The 16,649-nt window shown below is 56.5% G+C and carries 18 protein-coding genes; 6 read left to right on the forward strand and 12 right to left on the reverse strand.

The window, feature by feature from the left end; genetic code table 11:
- Positions 1-24 precede the first annotated feature (24 nt).
- Both dxs and ACJBF3_RS09020 read left to right on the forward strand, forming a co-directional pair.
- Positions 25-1,887 (forward strand): 1-deoxy-D-xylulose-5-phosphate synthase, encoded by a 1,863-nt coding sequence (gene dxs, locus ACJBF3_RS09015; RefSeq protein WP_045328333.1) that lies wholly within the window; start codon positions 25-27, stop codon positions 1,885-1,887.
- Between the two features lie 64 nt (positions 1,888-1,951).
- Positions 1,952-2,926, forward strand: coding sequence for an aldo/keto reductase (locus ACJBF3_RS09020; protein WP_045328331.1), 975 nt, complete (start codon positions 1,952-1,954; stop codon positions 2,924-2,926).
- Between the two features lie 61 nt (positions 2,927-2,987).
- Here the strand turns inward: ACJBF3_RS09020 and thiL are convergent, their stop codons facing one another.
- The 5 genes from thiL to nrdR all read right to left on the reverse strand — a co-directional run bounded on the left by thiL (position 2,988) and on the right by nrdR (position 6,593).
- Entirely contained in the window at positions 2,988-3,959 is a 972-nt protein-coding gene (thiL, locus tag ACJBF3_RS09025; RefSeq protein WP_045328330.1) for a thiamine-phosphate kinase, read from the reverse strand.
- Positions 3,960-4,036: 77 nt separating this feature from the next.
- Positions 4,037-4,456 (reverse strand): transcription antitermination factor NusB, encoded by a 420-nt coding sequence (gene nusB, locus ACJBF3_RS09030; protein ID WP_006809908.1) that lies wholly within the window; start codon positions 4,454-4,456, stop codon positions 4,037-4,039.
- A 21-nt stretch (positions 4,457-4,477) separates the two neighbouring features.
- Positions 4,478-4,948 carry a 6,7-dimethyl-8-ribityllumazine synthase gene (gene ribE, locus ACJBF3_RS09035; RefSeq protein WP_006176874.1) on the reverse strand — a complete coding sequence of 157 codons (471 nt, stop codon included), beginning with the start codon at positions 4,946-4,948 and terminating at the stop codon, positions 4,478-4,480.
- A gap of 87 nt (positions 4,949-5,035) precedes the next feature.
- Positions 5,036-6,139 carry a bifunctional diaminohydroxyphosphoribosylaminopyrimidine deaminase/5-amino-6-(5-phosphoribosylamino)uracil reductase RibD gene (gene ribD, locus ACJBF3_RS09040; protein ID WP_045328328.1) on the reverse strand — a complete coding sequence of 368 codons (1,104 nt, stop codon included), beginning with the start codon at positions 6,137-6,139 and terminating at the stop codon, positions 5,036-5,038.
- Positions 6,140-6,143: 4 nt separating this feature from the next.
- Positions 6,144-6,593 (reverse strand): transcriptional regulator NrdR, encoded by a 450-nt coding sequence (gene nrdR, locus ACJBF3_RS09045; RefSeq protein WP_008503337.1) that lies wholly within the window; start codon positions 6,591-6,593, stop codon positions 6,144-6,146.
- Between the two features lie 152 nt (positions 6,594-6,745).
- Here nrdR and ACJBF3_RS09050 point away from each other — a divergent pair, with 152 nt between their 5' ends.
- Together ACJBF3_RS09050 and ACJBF3_RS09055 are read left to right on the forward strand one after the other, a co-directional pair.
- On the forward strand, positions 6,746-7,285 hold the full coding sequence (locus ACJBF3_RS09050) for a DUF3251 domain-containing protein (protein WP_045328466.1): 540 nt from the start codon (positions 6,746-6,748) through the stop codon (positions 7,283-7,285).
- 270 nt (positions 7,286-7,555) lie between these two features.
- On the forward strand, positions 7,556-8,440 hold the full coding sequence (locus tag ACJBF3_RS09055) for a nucleoside-specific channel-forming protein Tsx (protein ID WP_045328464.1): 885 nt from the start codon (positions 7,556-7,558) through the stop codon (positions 8,438-8,440).
- A gap of 96 nt (positions 8,441-8,536) precedes the next feature.
- Here the strand turns inward: ACJBF3_RS09055 and ACJBF3_RS09060 are convergent, their stop codons facing one another.
- From ACJBF3_RS09060 to queA, 7 genes are all read right to left on the reverse strand, one after another.
- Complete coding sequence (locus tag ACJBF3_RS09060) at positions 8,537-9,217, reverse strand: YafY family protein (RefSeq protein WP_045328327.1); 681 nt, start codon at positions 9,215-9,217, stop codon at positions 8,537-8,539.
- 14 nt (positions 9,218-9,231) lie between these two features.
- On the reverse strand, positions 9,232-9,597 hold the full coding sequence (locus ACJBF3_RS09065; RefSeq protein WP_045328325.1) for a VOC family protein: 366 nt from the start codon (positions 9,595-9,597) through the stop codon (positions 9,232-9,234).
- 140 nt (positions 9,598-9,737) lie between these two features.
- Positions 9,738-10,709 (reverse strand): protein translocase subunit SecF, encoded by a 972-nt coding sequence (secF, locus tag ACJBF3_RS09070; protein ID WP_024906803.1) that lies wholly within the window; start codon positions 10,707-10,709, stop codon positions 9,738-9,740.
- A 10-nt stretch (positions 10,710-10,719) separates the two neighbouring features.
- The gene (gene secD, locus ACJBF3_RS09075; RefSeq protein ID WP_072001190.1) at positions 10,720-12,567 is read right to left on the reverse strand and encodes a protein translocase subunit SecD; all 1,848 of its coding nucleotides are present in this window, start codon (positions 12,565-12,567) and stop codon (positions 10,720-10,722) included.
- 27 nt (positions 12,568-12,594) lie between these two features.
- Positions 12,595-12,927 (reverse strand): preprotein translocase subunit YajC, encoded by a 333-nt coding sequence (gene yajC, locus ACJBF3_RS09080; protein WP_003859109.1) that lies wholly within the window; start codon positions 12,925-12,927, stop codon positions 12,595-12,597.
- 22 nt (positions 12,928-12,949) lie between these two features.
- A complete protein-coding gene (tgt, locus tag ACJBF3_RS09085; protein ID WP_045328323.1) occupies positions 12,950-14,077 on the reverse strand; it encodes a tRNA guanosine(34) transglycosylase Tgt in 1,128 nt (375 codons plus the stop codon).
- A gap of 53 nt (positions 14,078-14,130) precedes the next feature.
- Complete coding sequence (gene queA, locus ACJBF3_RS09090; protein ID WP_045328322.1) at positions 14,131-15,201, reverse strand: tRNA preQ1(34) S-adenosylmethionine ribosyltransferase-isomerase QueA; 1,071 nt, start codon at positions 15,199-15,201, stop codon at positions 14,131-14,133.
- A gap of 92 nt (positions 15,202-15,293) precedes the next feature.
- Here queA and acpH point away from each other — a divergent pair, with 92 nt between their 5' ends.
- Both acpH and ACJBF3_RS09100 read left to right on the forward strand, forming a co-directional pair.
- A complete protein-coding gene (gene acpH, locus ACJBF3_RS09095; protein WP_045328320.1) occupies positions 15,294-15,875 on the forward strand; it encodes an ACP phosphodiesterase in 582 nt (193 codons plus the stop codon).
- Between the two features lie 127 nt (positions 15,876-16,002).
- Entirely contained in the window at positions 16,003-16,605 is a 603-nt protein-coding gene (locus tag ACJBF3_RS09100; RefSeq protein ID WP_008503347.1) for a peroxiredoxin, read from the forward strand.
- The last annotated feature ends 44 nt before the right edge of the window (positions 16,606-16,649 follow it).

The raw sequence follows: 16,649 nt of genomic DNA on the forward strand, positions 1-16,649 counted from the left end.
ACTATATATCTCGATGAGCCTTTGATGAGTTTTGATATTGCCAAATACCCGACACTGGCGTTAGTTGACTCCACCCAGGAGTTACGTCTGTTGCCGAAAGAGAGCCTGCCGAAGCTGTGCGACGAGCTGCGTCGCTACCTGCTCGACAGCGTAAGCCGCTCCAGCGGCCATTTCGCCTCCGGGCTTGGCACGGTAGAGCTGACCGTGGCGCTGCACTACGTCTATAACACGCCGTTCGATCAGCTCATCTGGGACGTGGGCCACCAGGCCTATCCGCACAAAATTCTGACCGGACGTCGCGATAAAATTGGCACCATTCGTCAGAAAGGCGGCCTACACCCGTTCCCGTGGCGCGGGGAGAGCGAGTACGACGTGCTGAGCGTCGGCCACTCCTCTACCTCCATTTCTGCGGGCATCGGTATCGCCGTTGCCGCCGAAAAAGAGAACAAGCAGCGCCGCACCGTCTGCGTGATTGGCGACGGTGCCATTACTGCCGGCATGGCCTTCGAAGCCATGAACCATGCGGGCGACATCAAGCCGGACATGCTGGTTATCCTTAACGATAACGAAATGTCCATCTCCGAGAACGTCGGCGCGCTGAACAACCATCTGGCGCAGCTGCTCTCCGGCAAGCTTTACTCCTCGCTGCGTGAAGGCGGCAAGAAAGTCTTCTCCGGCGTCCCGCCGATTAAAGAGCTGCTCAAGCGTACCGAAGAACACATCAAAGGCATGGTCGTGCCGGGTACCCTGTTCGAAGAGCTGGGCTTTAACTATATTGGCCCGGTTGACGGCCATGACGTGCTGGGCCTGGTGACCACGCTCAAGAACATGCGCGACCTGAAGGGCCCGCAGTTCCTGCACATCATGACCAAAAAAGGACGTGGCTACGAACCGGCGGAAAAAGATCCGATCACCTTCCACGCGGTGCCGAAATTTGACCCGTCCAGCGGCTGTCTGCCAAAAAGCAGCGGCGGCATGCCGAGCTATTCTAAAATCTTCGGCGACTGGCTGTGCGAAACCGCCGCCAAAGACAACAAGCTGATGGCGATCACCCCGGCCATGCGTGAAGGCTCCGGCATGGTGGAGTTCTCCAGAAAATACCCTGACCAGTATTTCGACGTGGCCATTGCCGAGCAGCACGCGGTAACGTTTGCAGCGGGCCTGGCCATTGGCGGCTACAAGCCGGTTGTCGCGATCTATTCCACCTTCCTGCAGCGCGCCTACGATCAGGTGATCCACGACGTGGCGATCCAGAAGCTGCCGGTACTGTTTGCTATCGATCGTGCGGGCATCGTCGGTGCCGACGGCCAGACGCACCAGGGCGCATTTGACCTGTCGTTCCTGCGCTGCATTCCGGATATGGTTGTCATGACGCCAAGCGACGAGAACGAATGTCGTCAGATGCTGTTTACCGGCTACCACTATCAGAACGGCCCAAGCGCGGTTCGCTACCCGCGCGGCAATGCGGTTGGCGTTGAGCTGAAGCCGCTGGAAAAGCTGGCGATCGGTAAAGGTCTGGTGAAGCGTCGCGGCGAAAAAGTGGCGATTCTGAACTTCGGCACCCTGATGCCAGAGGCGGCCAAAGTGGCTGAAACGCTGAACGCCACCCTGGTGGATATGCGCTTTGTGAAGCCGCTCGACGATGCTCTGATCCTGAGCATGGCTGAGACGCATGACGTGCTGGTCACGCTGGAAGAAAACGCCATTATGGGCGGCGCGGGCAGCGGCGTGAACGAAGTGCTGATGGCAAATCGTAAAGCCGTGCCGGTGCTAAACCTCGGCCTGCCGGACCATTTCATTCCGCAAGGTACTCAGGACGAAGCCCGCGCGGCGATTGGCCTGGACGCCGCCGGGATCGAAGCCAAAATCCGCAGCTGGCTGGACTGACCCCCTCCCCCTGTTCTGCTCCTGCTATGCTTAAACGTATTGTTTAAACTGCAGGAGCGGAACCGTGCAATACACAACATTAGGAAAAACGGACCTTAAGGTTTCCCGACTTTGTCTGGGATGCATGACCTTTGGCGAACCCGATCGCGGAAATCACGCCTGGACGCTGCCGGAAGAGAGCAGCCGTCCGATTATCAAACGCGCCATCGAGGGCGGCATTAACTTCTTTGACACCGCCAACAGCTACTCCGACGGCAGCAGCGAGGAGATTGTCGGCCGCGCCCTGCGCGATTTTGCCCGTCGCGATGACATCGTCGTCGCCACCAAGGTGTACTACCCGTCAGGCGACCTGGATCAGGGGCTTTCTCGCGCGCAGATCCTGCGATCCATTGATGACAGCCTCAGACGCCTGAACATGGATTACGTCGATCTGCTGCAAATTCACCGCTGGGATTACAACACCCCGATCGAGGAGACGCTCGAAGCGCTGAACGACGTGGTCAAAGCCGGGAAAGCACGCTACATCGGCGCGTCGTCTATGCACGCGTCGCAGTTTGCCCAGGCGCTTGATCTCCAGGCGCAACACGGCTGGGCGCGCTTTGTCACCATGCAGGATCACTACAACTTGATCTACCGTGAAGAAGAACGTGAGATGTTGCCCCTGTGCCATCAGGAAGGCATCGCGGTCATCCCGTGGAGCCCGCTGGCGCGCGGTCGCCTGACCCGTCCGTGGGGAGAAACCACGGCTCGCCTGGTATCGGATGAAGTGGGGAAAAATCTCTACGAAGGAACCGAAGGCAGCGATGCACTGATTGCCGAACGCTTAGCCGGGATCGCCGACGATACCGGCGCAACCCGCGCCCAGGTGGCGCTAGCGTGGCTGCTGGGCAAGCGCGGCGTCGCGGCACCGATTATCGGCACATCCCGGGCGGAGCAGCTTGACGAACTGCTGAATGCGGTGGATATCACGCTGACGCCGGAGCAGGTTGCCGAGCTGGAAACACCATATCAGCCGCATCCGGTGGTAGGGTTTAAATAAGCCCATCTTTTGTAGGCCGGGTAAGGCGAAGCCGCCACCCGGCAGTACAGTGCGCACAAACTCACGCGAAGTGATCGTACCCTTTCCAGTCGAGCGTCACCGGCGCACCGTCCTTCACAAACTTCAGCCCTTCGCTCTCCGGCATGATCTGACCGATGCAGGTAAACTTCGCGCCAAGATGCGCTAATGCCACGTCCAGCGTTCCACGGTTGAGTTCAGGCACCGTGAAGCACAGTTCGTAGTCTTCACCACCGGAAAGCGCCCAGCGCAGCGCCTGGTCAGGTTCCACATGGCGAAGCAGCTGTTCTGACAGCGGGAACAGATCCAGGTCAACGCGCGCGCCCACGCCGCTGGCCTTCAGGATATGCCCGAGATCCGAGATCAGCCCGTCAGAGAGATCGATAGCCGAGCTTGCCCGTTCGCGCAGCGCCTGACCGTGCAGAATGCGCGGCGTCGGGCGCAGATGGCGTTTCACCAGATACGCCGCATCGTCAGCGTTTTCAACCGCTAAACGGTGCTGAAGGATAGCCAGCCCTGCCGCGCTGTCGCCCGGCGTACCGGTGACGTATATCCAGTCGCCCGGTTTTGCGCCCGATCGCTTCAGCGCGCGGCCAAGCGGCACGTAGCCGTGGATCGCCAGCGTCATCGACAGCGGCCCGGCAGTGGTATCACCGCCAATCAGCTGCATATCGTAATAATTCAGCTGTTCAAACAGCGCGTCGCTAAAGGCTTCCAGCCAGGCTTCATCCACCTCTGGCAGCGTCAGGGCCAGCGTCAGCCAGGCGGGATCGGCGCCCATTGCGGCCAGATCGCTGACGTTAACCGCGAGAGCTTTATACGCCAGATCGGCAGGATCGATATCCGGTAAGAAATGACGCCCGCACACTAAGGTGTCGGTGCTGATTGCCAGCGTCTGTTTTTCGGGAATATTGAGAAGTGCACAGTCATCGCCAATGCCGGTTTCAACATCAAGACGAGAGGTTCTGACACGGTCGAAATAACGGGCAATCAGGGAGAATTCGCCGCATGCCATACGTTATGCCTCAGCAAATAAAAGAAAAAACCGGAGCCGCACTGCCCGTCGGGCAATGCAGGACTCCGGTTTGCGGATCACTTTTTGTGGGGACGGATCGCAGGTGCTGCTTTATCAAGTACGCCGTTTACGAACTTGTGGCTGTCTTCAGCGCCGAAGGTTTTTGCCAGCTCGATCGCTTCATTGATGGCCACTTTGTACGGCACATCATCACGTTTAGACAGCTCAAACAGCGCGATACGCAACACTGCTTTTTCCACCTGGCCCAGCTCTTCGAGCAGGCGGGACAGGTAAGGTTTCATCAGACCATCGAGATACGCGCTATTAGTCGCCACTCCCGACAGCAGTTCACGGAAGTACAGAACGTCAACGTCTTTCACGTCCTGTTCTGACAGGAACTGGTATTCAACATCAGCGATGTCGTTCTGGGACAACTGCCAGGAGTAAAGTGCCTGGACGGCACATTCACGGGCGCGGCGACGAGCAGCAGGTTTCACGGAATTCCCCTTACAAAAAAATCAGGCCTTGATGGCTTTCAATACATTGATCATTTCAAGCGCGGTCAGTGCAGCTTCTGCACCTTTGTTACCGGCTTTGGTGCCAGCACGTTCGATGGCTTGTTCAATACTTTCGGTAGTCAGCACGCCGAACGCGACAGGAATTTCAGCATCCTGCGCAACGTGTGCCAGACCGTTGCTTGCACCGCCCGCAACGTATTCGAAGTGCGCAGTGCCGCCACGAATAACGGTACCCAGTGCAATCACCGCGTCGTATTTACCGGTTTTCGCCAGCGCGCCCGCAGCCAGTGGCAGTTCGTAAGCGCCTGGAACCCAAACAACGGTAATGTTGTCATCTTTAACCTGGCCGATGCGTTTCAGGGCGTCAATCGCGCCTTCCAGCAGGCTGTCGTTGATGAAGTTGTTGAAACGCGCAATGGTGATGGCGACGCGAGCGTCCGGGGTAGCTACAGCAGCTTCAATAATGTTCATACTCTTCCTTTACGGGTTCATGTGGCCCCGCAGGGGGGCGGATTTTATCATAATACTTTGCGTACTGCTTCCCTATTTCGGGAGCAATTACGCTGTCGTTAAGTGGAGGCAGACATCCGGACCCACCGGACGAATCTCGCTGAATGTGAGTTGCGGTGCGTCGGCCAGCTTTTCAAGTCCGGGCAGCACAAACAGCCCGCGCGCGTCGTGACCTAACAGTTTAGGCGCAACGTATACCAGCAGTTCATCCACCAGCCCGGCCTGCAACAGCGCACCGGCGAGCGTTGGACCCGCTTCCACCCAGATACTGTTTACCTGCTGCTTGCCGAGCAGCATCATCAGCACCACGAGATCCAGATGCCCGTTATGCTCCGGCACCATGATGCTCCGCACGCCTTCCGGCCATTCGCGGGTATCTTCTGCGGTGCGGGCAATCCAGGTTTCCCCCGGCTGCTGGACGATGCGGTGCGCTGGCGTCACGCGGTTCTGGCTGTCAATGACAATACGCAGCGGCTGACGCAGGTTCTCCTGCGGGTAAAGCGCCTGGGTCTCGGCATTCAGCTCGTCCCAGCGCACGGTCATGGCCGGATCGTCAGCCAAAACAGTTTCACTGCTGGTGAGAATAGCATGGCTTTGCGCGCGCAGACGTTGCACATCGCGCCTTGCCTGCGGCGACGTGATCCACTGGCTTTCGCCGTTTGCCATCGCCGTGCGGCCGTCCAGCGAGGCGCCCAGCTTGAGCTGGATATACGGGAACCCCGTGCGCATGCGCTTCAGGAAGCCTTTGTTGATTGCTTCGGCATCCTGCATCATCAGCCCGTGGCTGACGTCAATGCCTTCCTGCTGCAGGCGATACAGGCCGCGTCCGGCCACCTGCGGATTTGGATCCTGCATGGATGCGACCACGCGTGAAACTCCTGCCGCGATCAGCGCCTCACAGCACGGCGGCGTACGCCCGTGGTGGCTGCAGGGCTCCAGCGTGACGTAGGCGGTAGCGCCGCGCGCCTTCTCACCGGCCATGCGCAAGGCATGAACCTCAGCATGCGGCTCGCCAGCACGGTAGTGGAAACCCTCCCCCACGATTTCGCCATCTTTGACGATAACGCATCCCACGTTCGGGTTGGGATGGGTGGTAAAACGCCCGCGCTGCGCCAGCTTCATGGCTCGCGCCATGTAAATCTCATCCTGCATGAGCTTAATCCTGTAAGCGGGCGATCTCTTCGCCAAACTCTTTGATGTCTTCGAAGCTGCGGTAGACGGAGGCGAAGCGGATATAGGCAACCTTATCGAGCTTTTTCAGCTGCTCCATCACCAGGTTGCCGATCATTTTGCTTGGCACTTCACGTTCACCCAAACCACGAAGGTAAGATTTTATGTGGTTTAACGCCATTTCAACGTCATCCGCGCTAACGGGACGTTTTTCGAGAGCCTTCAGCATCCCGCTGCGCAGTTTCTCTTCGTTAAACGGCTCGCGCACATCGTTACTTTTTACCACGCGCGGCATTACCAGCTCTGCAACCTCAAAGGTCGTGAAACGCTCGTTGCACACCAGACACTGTCGACGACGGCGTACGGAAGACCCTTCGCCCACGAGACGAGAGTCGATGACTTTGGTATCCACAGCGGAGCAGAATGGGCAATGCATACGGTATCCCTGTTATCCGGTTAACTGATTTTCATTTTACCCTGATCTGGCCTGACAACAAAGGAAGAGCTTTTTGAGACAAAGGATCTATGTCTGACGCGCTGATACTGGCTACCATAAATGCGATCCGTTATTTCAAGGAATTAAACGCAATGACAAGACGTTACCTTAAAATTTTGCTGGTGGGGAGCCTCTTCACCCTTAGCGCCTGTGCACAGCAAACCGAAGTCCGCCAGATGAAACAGAGCGTCAATACGCTCAATACGGCGCTGGACAAGCTGAACAAAGAAACGGTGAAGATCACCCAGCAAAACGCGCTAAACGCCAAATCCAGCAGCGGGGTTTACCTGCTGCCGGGCGCGAATACGCCTGCGCGCCTCAACAGCCAGATTGGCACGCTAAAAATGTCTCTGGTGAATGTTGCGGCGAATGCAGATGGTACTCGCGCAACATTACGCATTCAGGGTGAATCCAACGATCCGCTCCCGGCCTTCAGCGGCACCGTCGAGTGGGGCCAGATCCAGGGCACCACTGAGAATTACCAGGAGGTGAACGTGAAGAATCAACTCTTCACCGCCCCGGCCAGTGTTTTAGCACCAAGCGATGTGGATATTCCTCTTCAGTTAAGCGGCCTTACGCCGGAACAGTTAGGCTTTATCCGCATTCACGACATTCAACCTGCCGCGCACTAATCCCCTCCTTTTTAGCGGAGTGAAATGTCACTCCGCTAACATTTACATTTCGTATGGATTGGCAACATAAATGATTGCCGCTACAATCCCGGCCGTTTAAAGTACGCAAACGTGAACGCAATCGATTACGCGTATGAGAGATATGTGAAACAACACATATTTTTGTGAGCAGGGATTCCTATAATAGGCACCGCAGAAACACGAAATATTTAGAAACGCAATTCGCGCATTTTTCACTCCCGGAAGGGAATTTCAATCAGTGGCATGATTATGAAAAAAACATTACTCGCAGCTGGCGCCGTGCTGGCACTGTCTTCCTCATTCACTGTTAACGCAGCGGAAAACGACAAACCACAATACCTCTCCGACTGGTGGCACCAGAGCGTTAACGTGGTCGGCAGCTACCACACGCGCTTCGGACCGCAGATCCGCAACGATACCTACCTGGAATACGAAGCGTTCGCCAAGAAAGACTGGTTTGATTTCTACGGCTATATGGATGCGCCGGTCTTCTTCGGCGGTAACACAGATGCGAAAGGTATCTGGAACCACGGTTCCCCGCTGTTCATGGAAATTGAACCGCGCTTCTCTATTGATAAACTGACCGGTACCAGCCTGGCGTTTGGTCCGTTCAAAGAGTGGTACTTCGCGAACAACTACATCTACGACATGGGCCGCAACAAGTCCGGTCGTCAGAGCACCTGGTATATGGGTCTGGGTACGGACATCGACACTGGCCTGCCAATGAGCCTGTCTATGAACGTCTACGCGAAATATCAGTGGCAGAACTACGGTGCCGCGAACGAAAACGAGTGGGATGGCTACCGTTTCAAGGTGAAATACTTTGTGCCAATTACCCAGCTGTGGGGTGGTAACCTAAGCTATATCGGCTTCACCAACTTTGACTGGGGTTCAGACCTGGGCGACAACGACTTCCGTGACCTGAACGGTAGAAAAGCGCGTACCAACAACTCCATCGCCTCCAGCCATATTCTGGCGCTGAACTACGATCACTGGCACTACTCTGTTGTGGCGCGTTACTGGCACAACGGCGGCCAGTGGAACGACGACGCCAGCCTGAACTTCGGCAACGGCGACTTCAGCGTCCGTTCTACCGGCTGGGGTGGTTACCTGGTCGTGGGTTATAACTTCTAACCTTGTGGTTGGTGCCGGGTGGCGGCTACGCCTTACCCGGCCTACAAAATACGATCCGAATGTAGGCCGGGTAAGGCGTAGCCGCCACCCGGCTTTTTACTGCCTCACCTTACGCAAAAAATCGGCCAGTGACCTGTCCGCACTCTCGCTGAACCTTCTCTCCGTCTGCACAATATTGAGGCACCGGTCGAGCCGGAAACAGCGATAGTCATCGCGCCGCTCACACCACGCCGCCAGCAGCCAGCGCTCTCCCCAGAAGAACAGCCCCAGCGGCTGAACCTCACGTTTAGAAAGCTGTCCGGCTTCGTCACGGTAATGTAGCGCCAGCACGCGCTGGGCAGAGATCGCCTGATGGATCCTGTCAAAATCGCAGCGGGAGTGGCTTTGCATGCCAAAATCCGGGGCGTAGATCCGCGTCTGCTCCGCCTTTCGACGACTCTCGTCGGGAAGAATAGCCAGCACCTTCTCCTGGGCCGATTCAAGCTCGCGCGACAGCGATTCCCCACCCCAGGTTTTAAGCAGGCGGATCGCGACGATCAGCGCCTCTGACTCCTTATTTGTCAGCATCAGCGGCGGCAGGTCAAAGCCCGACATCAGCCGGTATCCGCTTCCCGCCTCACCTTCCACCGGCACGCCGGAAAGCGACAGGTCGCGGATATCGCGGTAGACCGTGCGCTCGGACACGCCAAGCCGCTCCGCCAGATGCGCTGCCGTTGTCAGACGCCTGCCCCGCAGGATCTGCACAATCTGAAACAAACGGTCAGCGCGTCGGGTCATCTCTTATTCCGCTCTCAGGCAGGTTGATGGAGGCCGACGCGGTTGCCCTCGCTGTCGGTAAACAATGCGATAGTGCCAATGCCATGCGGCAGTTCCAGCGGGCCAAACACGCACTCGCCGCCCGCAGAGGCAATGCGATCGAGCGTGGCCGCCAGATTGTCAGTATGCAGGTAAATAATAGCGCCCTGCAAAGACGGTGTAACGCCGTCAAATTTTGCCAGTGCGCCGCCGGTGGCGGGATCCTCATGCGGGAAAACCGCCAGCTCCGCGCAGTCCATTTTCTCGCGACGCAGCGCGAGCTGCATCACCGGTTCATAAAATTTAACGGCGCGATCCATATCCGATACCGGGATTTCAAACCAGTTAATGACGCTTTTCATACATCCTCCTGCCTGTTGTTTGGGTTCAGAAGGAGTCTACGCCAGGGCTCCTGACAGCATACTGTCAGGAGTGTTTGTCAGGAGCAGATAAAAAAAATCCCGGTCAACCGACCGGGATTTCGATAACGCTAAACATCGCCTTACGGCAGAATGGACGGCTGATCCGCCCCTTCTTTCTCGACTTTCTGCTGGAGCAGGTGCTCGCGCTTCATGCCGAGTTTCAGCGCCAGCGCGGACGCAACGTAGATAGACGACGCCGTACCGATGGTGACACCAATCAACATGGTCAGCGAGAAGCCTTCCAGTACCGGACCACCGAAGAGGAACAGCATCAGGATCACCATCAGGGTAGTCCCGGATGTGATCAAGGTACGGTGCAGCGTCTGGGTCAACGACACGTTAAAGATTTCGTACGGCGTACCGCGACGGATCTTACGGAAGTTTTCACGAATACGGTCAGATACCACGATGCTGTCGTTCAGTGAGTAACCGATAACGGACATCAGGGATGCCACAATCGTCAGGTCAATCTCAATGTGGAACAGCGACAGTATGCCCATGGTGATGACCACGTCGTGCGCCAGGGCGATAACCACACCGGCCGCCAGTCGCCACTCAAAGCGGAAACCGACGTACACCAGGATGGAAATCAGCGCCACCAGCAGCGCCATCGCGCCGGTCTGCGCCAGGTCAGCACCCACGCTCGGGCCGACGAACTCGATACGCTTAACCGCCGCGTTCTGGCTGGTTGTTTCGTTAATCACGCTCACAACCTTGCTGCCCAGCTCCTGGCTGCCGTTGGCATCGTGCACCGGCGGCATACGCACCATGATGTCGCGGCTGCTGCCGAAATTCTGCAGCAGCGGCTCTTCAAAGCCCGCTTTCTGCAGAGACAGACGCATCTGGTCCATATCGACCGGTTTTTCCAGGGAGATCTCGATGACCGTACCACCGGTGAAATCGAGACCCCAGTTAAAGCCCTTCACGCCCATAATGACGATGGACAGAATCAGCAGAAAACCTGAAATGCCGAAGGCCCAGTAGTCCCAGCGCATAAAGTCCCAGACTTTACGGCCGTGGTTCAATTGTTCAACAGTATATTCCTGTGCCACAACGCACTCCTCAGATAGACAGCTTTTTGACGCGCTTGCCGCCGTACAGCAGGTTCACGATGGCACGGGTGCCGACAATAGCGGTAAACATTGACGTTGCGACACCGATACCGGTTGTAATCGCAAAGCCTTTGATCGCGCCAGTACCCACTGCATACAGGATAAGAACCTTAATCAGTGTTGTTACGTTCGCATCGAAGATAGAGCTGAACGCGCCTTTATAGCCTTCGTCAATCGCCTGCTGAACAGAGCGACCGTTGCTCAACTCTTCTTTAATACGTTCGTTAATCAGTACGTTGGCGTCGACCGCCACCGCAAGGGTCAGAACGATACCCGCAATACCCGGCATGGTCAGCGTCGCCCCCGGCAGCAGGGACATGATGCCGATAATCAGCACCAGGTTGGCGATCAGCGCGGAGGTCGCAATCAGACCAAACTTCTTATAGAAGAAGATCATGAAGAGGATAGAGACCACCAGACCGGCCAGACACGCTTCCAGACCCTGCTGGATGTTCTGCATACCCAGCGTTGGACCAATGGTGCGTTCTTCAACAATCTGAATCGGCGCAATCAGCGCACCGGCACGCAGCAGCAGAGAGAGCTGGCGCGCTTCGTTCGGGTTGCTAATACCGGTAATACGGAAGCTGTTACCCAGACGAGACTGGATGTTGGCGATGTTAATCACCTCTTCCTCTTTCACCAGCACCGCACGACCGTTTGCATCTTTCTTACCGCTGTCTTTGTACTCCACGAACAGGGTCGCCATCGGCTTGCCGATGTTGTCCTTGGTGAAGTTAGACATGATGTTACCACCCGCGCTATCGAGCGAGATGTTAACCTGCGGCTGGTTGTATTCGTCCTGGCTCGACGTGGAGTCGGTGATGTGGTCACCGGTCAGAATCACGCGTTTGTACAGCACCACTGGCTGACCTTCGCGGGTCTGTTTCACTTCGGAGTCACCCGGAATACGACCTGCTGCGGCAGCGGACTGATCGACGTTGGAATTGACCAGACGGAATTCCAGCGTGGCGGTGGCACCCAGAATCTCTTTCGCACGCGCGGTATCCTGGATACCCGGCAGTTCAACCACGATACGGTCAGCACCCTGACGCTGTACCAGTGGCTCAGCCACACCCAGCTGGTTTACACGGTTACGCAGAATGTTGATGTTCTGCTGAACGGCATATTCACGCGCTTCTTTCAGGCGCGCATCGGTCATCACCGCGCGCAGCTGGTTGCTGCCCTGCGAAGTGATCACCAGGTCACGGTGACGTTGGGTCAGGTAATCTACAGCCTGATCGCGCGCCGCGCTGTCGCGGAACGTGATGCTCATGCCGTAGTTATCTTCTTTACGCACGGTGGTGTAAGCGATGCCTTTTTCACGCAGATCGCTGCGCAGGCTGTCGATATTCTGTTCCTGCAGCTTGCCGAGCGCGGTATCCATATCCACTTCCATCAGGAAGTGAACGCCACCACGCAGGTCAAGACCGAGCTTCATTGGCTCTGCGTTCATCGCAGCCAGCCAGCGCGGGGTTGCAGGGGCAAGGTTAAGCGCCACGACGTATTTATCACCCAGCACGCCCATCAGCGCTTCACGTGCGCGAAGCTGCGTGTCGGTGGTGTCGAAGCGAGCAAGAATTGCACCCTCTTCCAGAGCCACAGACTTAGCGGTAATTTTTTCTTCTTGTAACGTTTTCTGGACCTGGATCAGCGTTTGCTCACTGGCGGCGACACCGCGCGCGCCAGTGATTTGAACGGCCGGATCCTCACCATACAGGTTGGGAAGTGCGTACAGCAGGCCGACGAGAATCACGACGACCAGCATGATGTACTTCCACAAAGGATAACGGTTTAACACGGCAGTTCCCTTTGGGAAAAGTTGGGATTACAGCGCCTTCATGGTGCCTTTCGGCAGAACGGCAGCTACGAAGTCACGTTTGATAACCACTTCAGTGGTGTCGTTCAGGGCGATCGCAATGTAGCCGTTTTCAGCCACTTTGGTTACGCGACCCACCAGACCACCGTTAGTCAGCACTTCATCGCCTTTCGCAATGGAGTTCATCAGGTTTTTGTGCTCTTTGGTGCGCTTCTGCTGTGGACGCAGGATCATGAAGTAGAAGATCAGACCGAACACAACCAGCATCAGAATCAGAGACATCGGGCTGCCCTGCGCTGGAGCACCTGTTGCCGCTACCGCATCAGAAATAAAAAAGCTCATTCAAATTCCCTCATTATTAAAATTAATCAACGTTCAACGGTGGGACTTCCCGCCCCTGACGTTGGTAGAAATCGGTCACGAAGCTCTCTAATTTACCCTCTTCGATAGCCTTACGTAAACCAGCCATTAAGCGCTGATAATAACGAAGATTATGAATGGTATTGAGACGCGCGCCCAAAATCTCGTTGCAACGATCGAGATGATGCAGATACGCGCGAGAATAATTGCGACAGGTATAGCAATCGCACTCGGAATCGAGCGGGCTGGTGTCACTCTTATGCTTCGCGTTACGGATTTTCACCACGCCATCGGTAACGAACAAATGGCCGTTACGCGCGTTGCGGGTTGGCATGACGCAGTCGAACATATCAATGCCGCGGCGTACGCCTTCAACCAGATCTTCTGGTTTACCCACGCCCATCAGGTATCGTGGTTTATCCGCCGGGATTTGCGGGCAGACGTGCTCCAGAATGCGGTGCATGTCTTCCTTCGGCTCACCCACAGCCAAACCGCCGACAGCGTAGCCATCAAAACCTATCTCTACCAGACCTTTAACGGAGATATCGCGTAAATCTTCGTAAACGCTGCCCTGGATAATGCCGAAGAGCGCATTTTTGTTCTGCAGGGAGTCAAAACGGTCGCGGCTACGCTTCGCCCAGCGCAGAGACATCTCCATGGAGCGTTTTGCGTAATCCCAGTCGGCCGGATACGGCGTACATTCGTCGAAGATCATCACGATGTCAGAGCCGAGATCGTACTGAATCTCCATCGATTTTTCAGGATCGAGGAAAATCGGATCGCCGTTGATCGGGTTACGGAAGTGTACGCCCTGCTCGGTGATCTTACGGATATCGCCCAGGCTGAAGACCTGGAAGCCGCCGGAGTCGGTCAGGATCGGGCCTTTCCATTGCATGAAGTCATGCAGGTCGCCGTGGAGCTTCATGATCTCCTGGCCCGGACGCAGCCACAGGTGGAAGGTGTTGCCGAGGATAATCTGTGCGCCCGTGGCTTCCACTTCTTCCGGCGTCATCCCTTTTACGGTGCCGTAGGTGCCCACAGGCATAAACGCGGGGGTTTCCACCACGCCGCGATCAAACACCAGGCGACCGCGACGCGCGCGACCGTCGGTGGTATCGAGTTCAAATTTCATTTTTTCTCCGACGTCAGAAAAACAGTCCAACGTTGTAACACGGTGCCGCGGACTTATTCCCCGACACGCTCATTCAAAGCCAGCGGATTGTACGTGATAAACATCGCGTCCCCGTAGCTAAAAAAGCGATATTTTTGTTCTACCGCAGACTTGTAGGCCGCCATGGTGTGCTGATAACCGGCAAATGCCGAGACCAGCATAATCAGCGTCGATTCAGGCAGATGGAAGTTGGTCACCAGCGCGTCAATGACTTTGTACTGATAGCCTGGGTAGATAAAGATCTGCGTATCGCCAAAGAACGGCTCGATAAGCCCGTTCTTCGCCGCCTGCGCGGCGCTCTCGAGTGAACGCACCGAGGTCGTACCGACCGCCACCACGCGGCTTCCGCGCGCTTTCGCCGCCAGCACCGCGTCCACGACGTCCTGAGGCACTTCCGCATACTCGGAGTGCATGATGTGATCTTCAATGCTGTCGACGCGCACAGGCTGGAAGGTGCCCGCACCGACGTGCAGCGTCACGAACGCCATCTCCACGCCCTTCGCGCGCAGTTTTTCCAGCAGCGGCTCATCAAAGTGCAGGCCCGCCGTTGGGGCCGCGACCGCGCCAGGCTTCTGGCTGTAGACGGTCTGGTACAGCTCGCGGTCGGCCTCTTCGTCCGGACGCTCAATATACGGCGGCAGCGGCATGTGGCCGATGGCGTTCAGGATATCGAGCACCGTGCGTTCGTCGTTGAATTCCACTTCGAACAGCGCGTCGTGGCGCGCGGTCATGGTCGCCTTAATGCTCTCATCATCGCCCAGCAGCAGCTCAGCGCCCGGCTTCGGTGCCTTAGACGCGCGAATATGTGCCAGAATACGCTTATCATCGAGCATACGTTCGACCAGCACTTCAATCTTGCCGCCGCTGGCCTTGCGGCCAAACAGGCGCGCCGGGATAACGCGGGTATTGTTAAAGACCAGCAGATCGCCGGGGTTGAGCTTGTCGAGCAAATCGGTGAAAGTACCGTGCGTCAGCTCGCCCGTCGGCCCATCCAGTGACAGTAAGCGACAGCTGCTGCGCTCAGGCATGGGATAGTGAGCAATCAGGGATTCAGGTAGTTCAAAGGAGAAATCGGCGACGCGCATGACGTATACTCGTGACTTAAAAACAGGCGGCATAGTCTAGTGCTCACACCCTTTTGCTGCAACAACTAGCCGCCCCCGGACAAATAAAACGCATGAATTTTCTCGCTCACCTGCATCTCGCTCACCTCGCGGACAGCTCACTCTCCGGCAATTTGCTGGCCGATTTCGTTCGCGGCAATCCCGCTGAAGAGTACGCCCCTGAGGTCGTCGACGGGATTTTTATGCACCGCCGCATCGACGTGCTGACGGATAAGCTGCCGGAAGTGACGGAAGCCAAAGCGTGGTTTCGCCCGGAAACGCGCCGCGTTGCGCCGATCACGCTCGACGTAATGTGGGATCACTTTCTGTCGCGCCACTGGGAACAGCTGTCGCCGGAGCTATCCCTGCCCGAATTTGTGCGCTATGCCCACCAGCAGGTGTCGATCATTCTGCCCGACTCGCCGCCGCGCTTTGTGAATCTGAATAACTATCTGTGGTCGGAACGCTGGCTGGAGCGCTATCGCGAGATGGACTTCATCCAGAACGTGCTGAACGGGATGGCAAGCCGTCGACCACGGCTTGAGGCGCTGCGCGACTCCTGGTATGACCTGGACGAACATTACGATGCGCTGGAAACCCGCTTCTGGCAGTTCTATCCCCGCATGATGGCGCAGGCGAAAAACAAACAGCTCTGACTGAATGCACCTTGATAGGCGAAAGCTTGTTGAACGATTGTCAGCGCCTCTTTGTCTTCTCAACGAACACTCTCTATACTGGGCGGCGTTGCGTTCCAAATAACCTTAGTATCTACAGGAGAATCATATGGTTCTGGTAACTCGTCCGGCTCCGGATTTTACGGCTGCAGCAGTTCTGGGCAACGGTGAAATCGTTGAAAACTTCAACTTCAAACAGCACACCAACGGTAAAGCGACCGTTCTGTTCTTCTGGCCAATGGACTTCACTTTCGTTTGCCCGTCTGAGCTGATCGCGTTCGACAAACGTTATGAAGAATTCCAGAAGCGTGGCGTGGAAGTGGTTGGCGTCTCCTTCGACTCTGAGTTTGTACACAACGCATGGCGTAACACCCCTGTCGACAAAGGCGGCATCGGTGCGGTGAAATACGCAATGGTTGCGGACATCAAACGCGAAATCCAGCAGGCTTACGGTATCGAACATCCGGACGCTGGCGTTGCGCTGCGCGGTTCCTTCCTGATCGACGCAAACGGCATCGTTCGTCACCAGGTTGTGAACGATCTGCCGCTGGGTCGTAACATCGACGAAATGCTGCGCATGGTTGACGCGCTGCAGTTCCACGAAGAGCACGGCGAAGTGTGCCCGGCTCAGTGGGAAAAAGGTAAAGAAGGTATGGCCGCTTCCCCAGACGGCGTGGCTAAATACCTGTCTGAGAACGTATCCAGCCTGTAATCGGCACGGTTTACGAAGAAGGCCCGCACGTGCGGGCCTTTTTT

This window comes from Enterobacter sp. PP-008-ECC_S150 (assembly GCF_045257065.1).
Lineage (GTDB): Bacteria > Pseudomonadota > Gammaproteobacteria > Enterobacterales > Enterobacteriaceae > Enterobacter > Enterobacter chengduensis.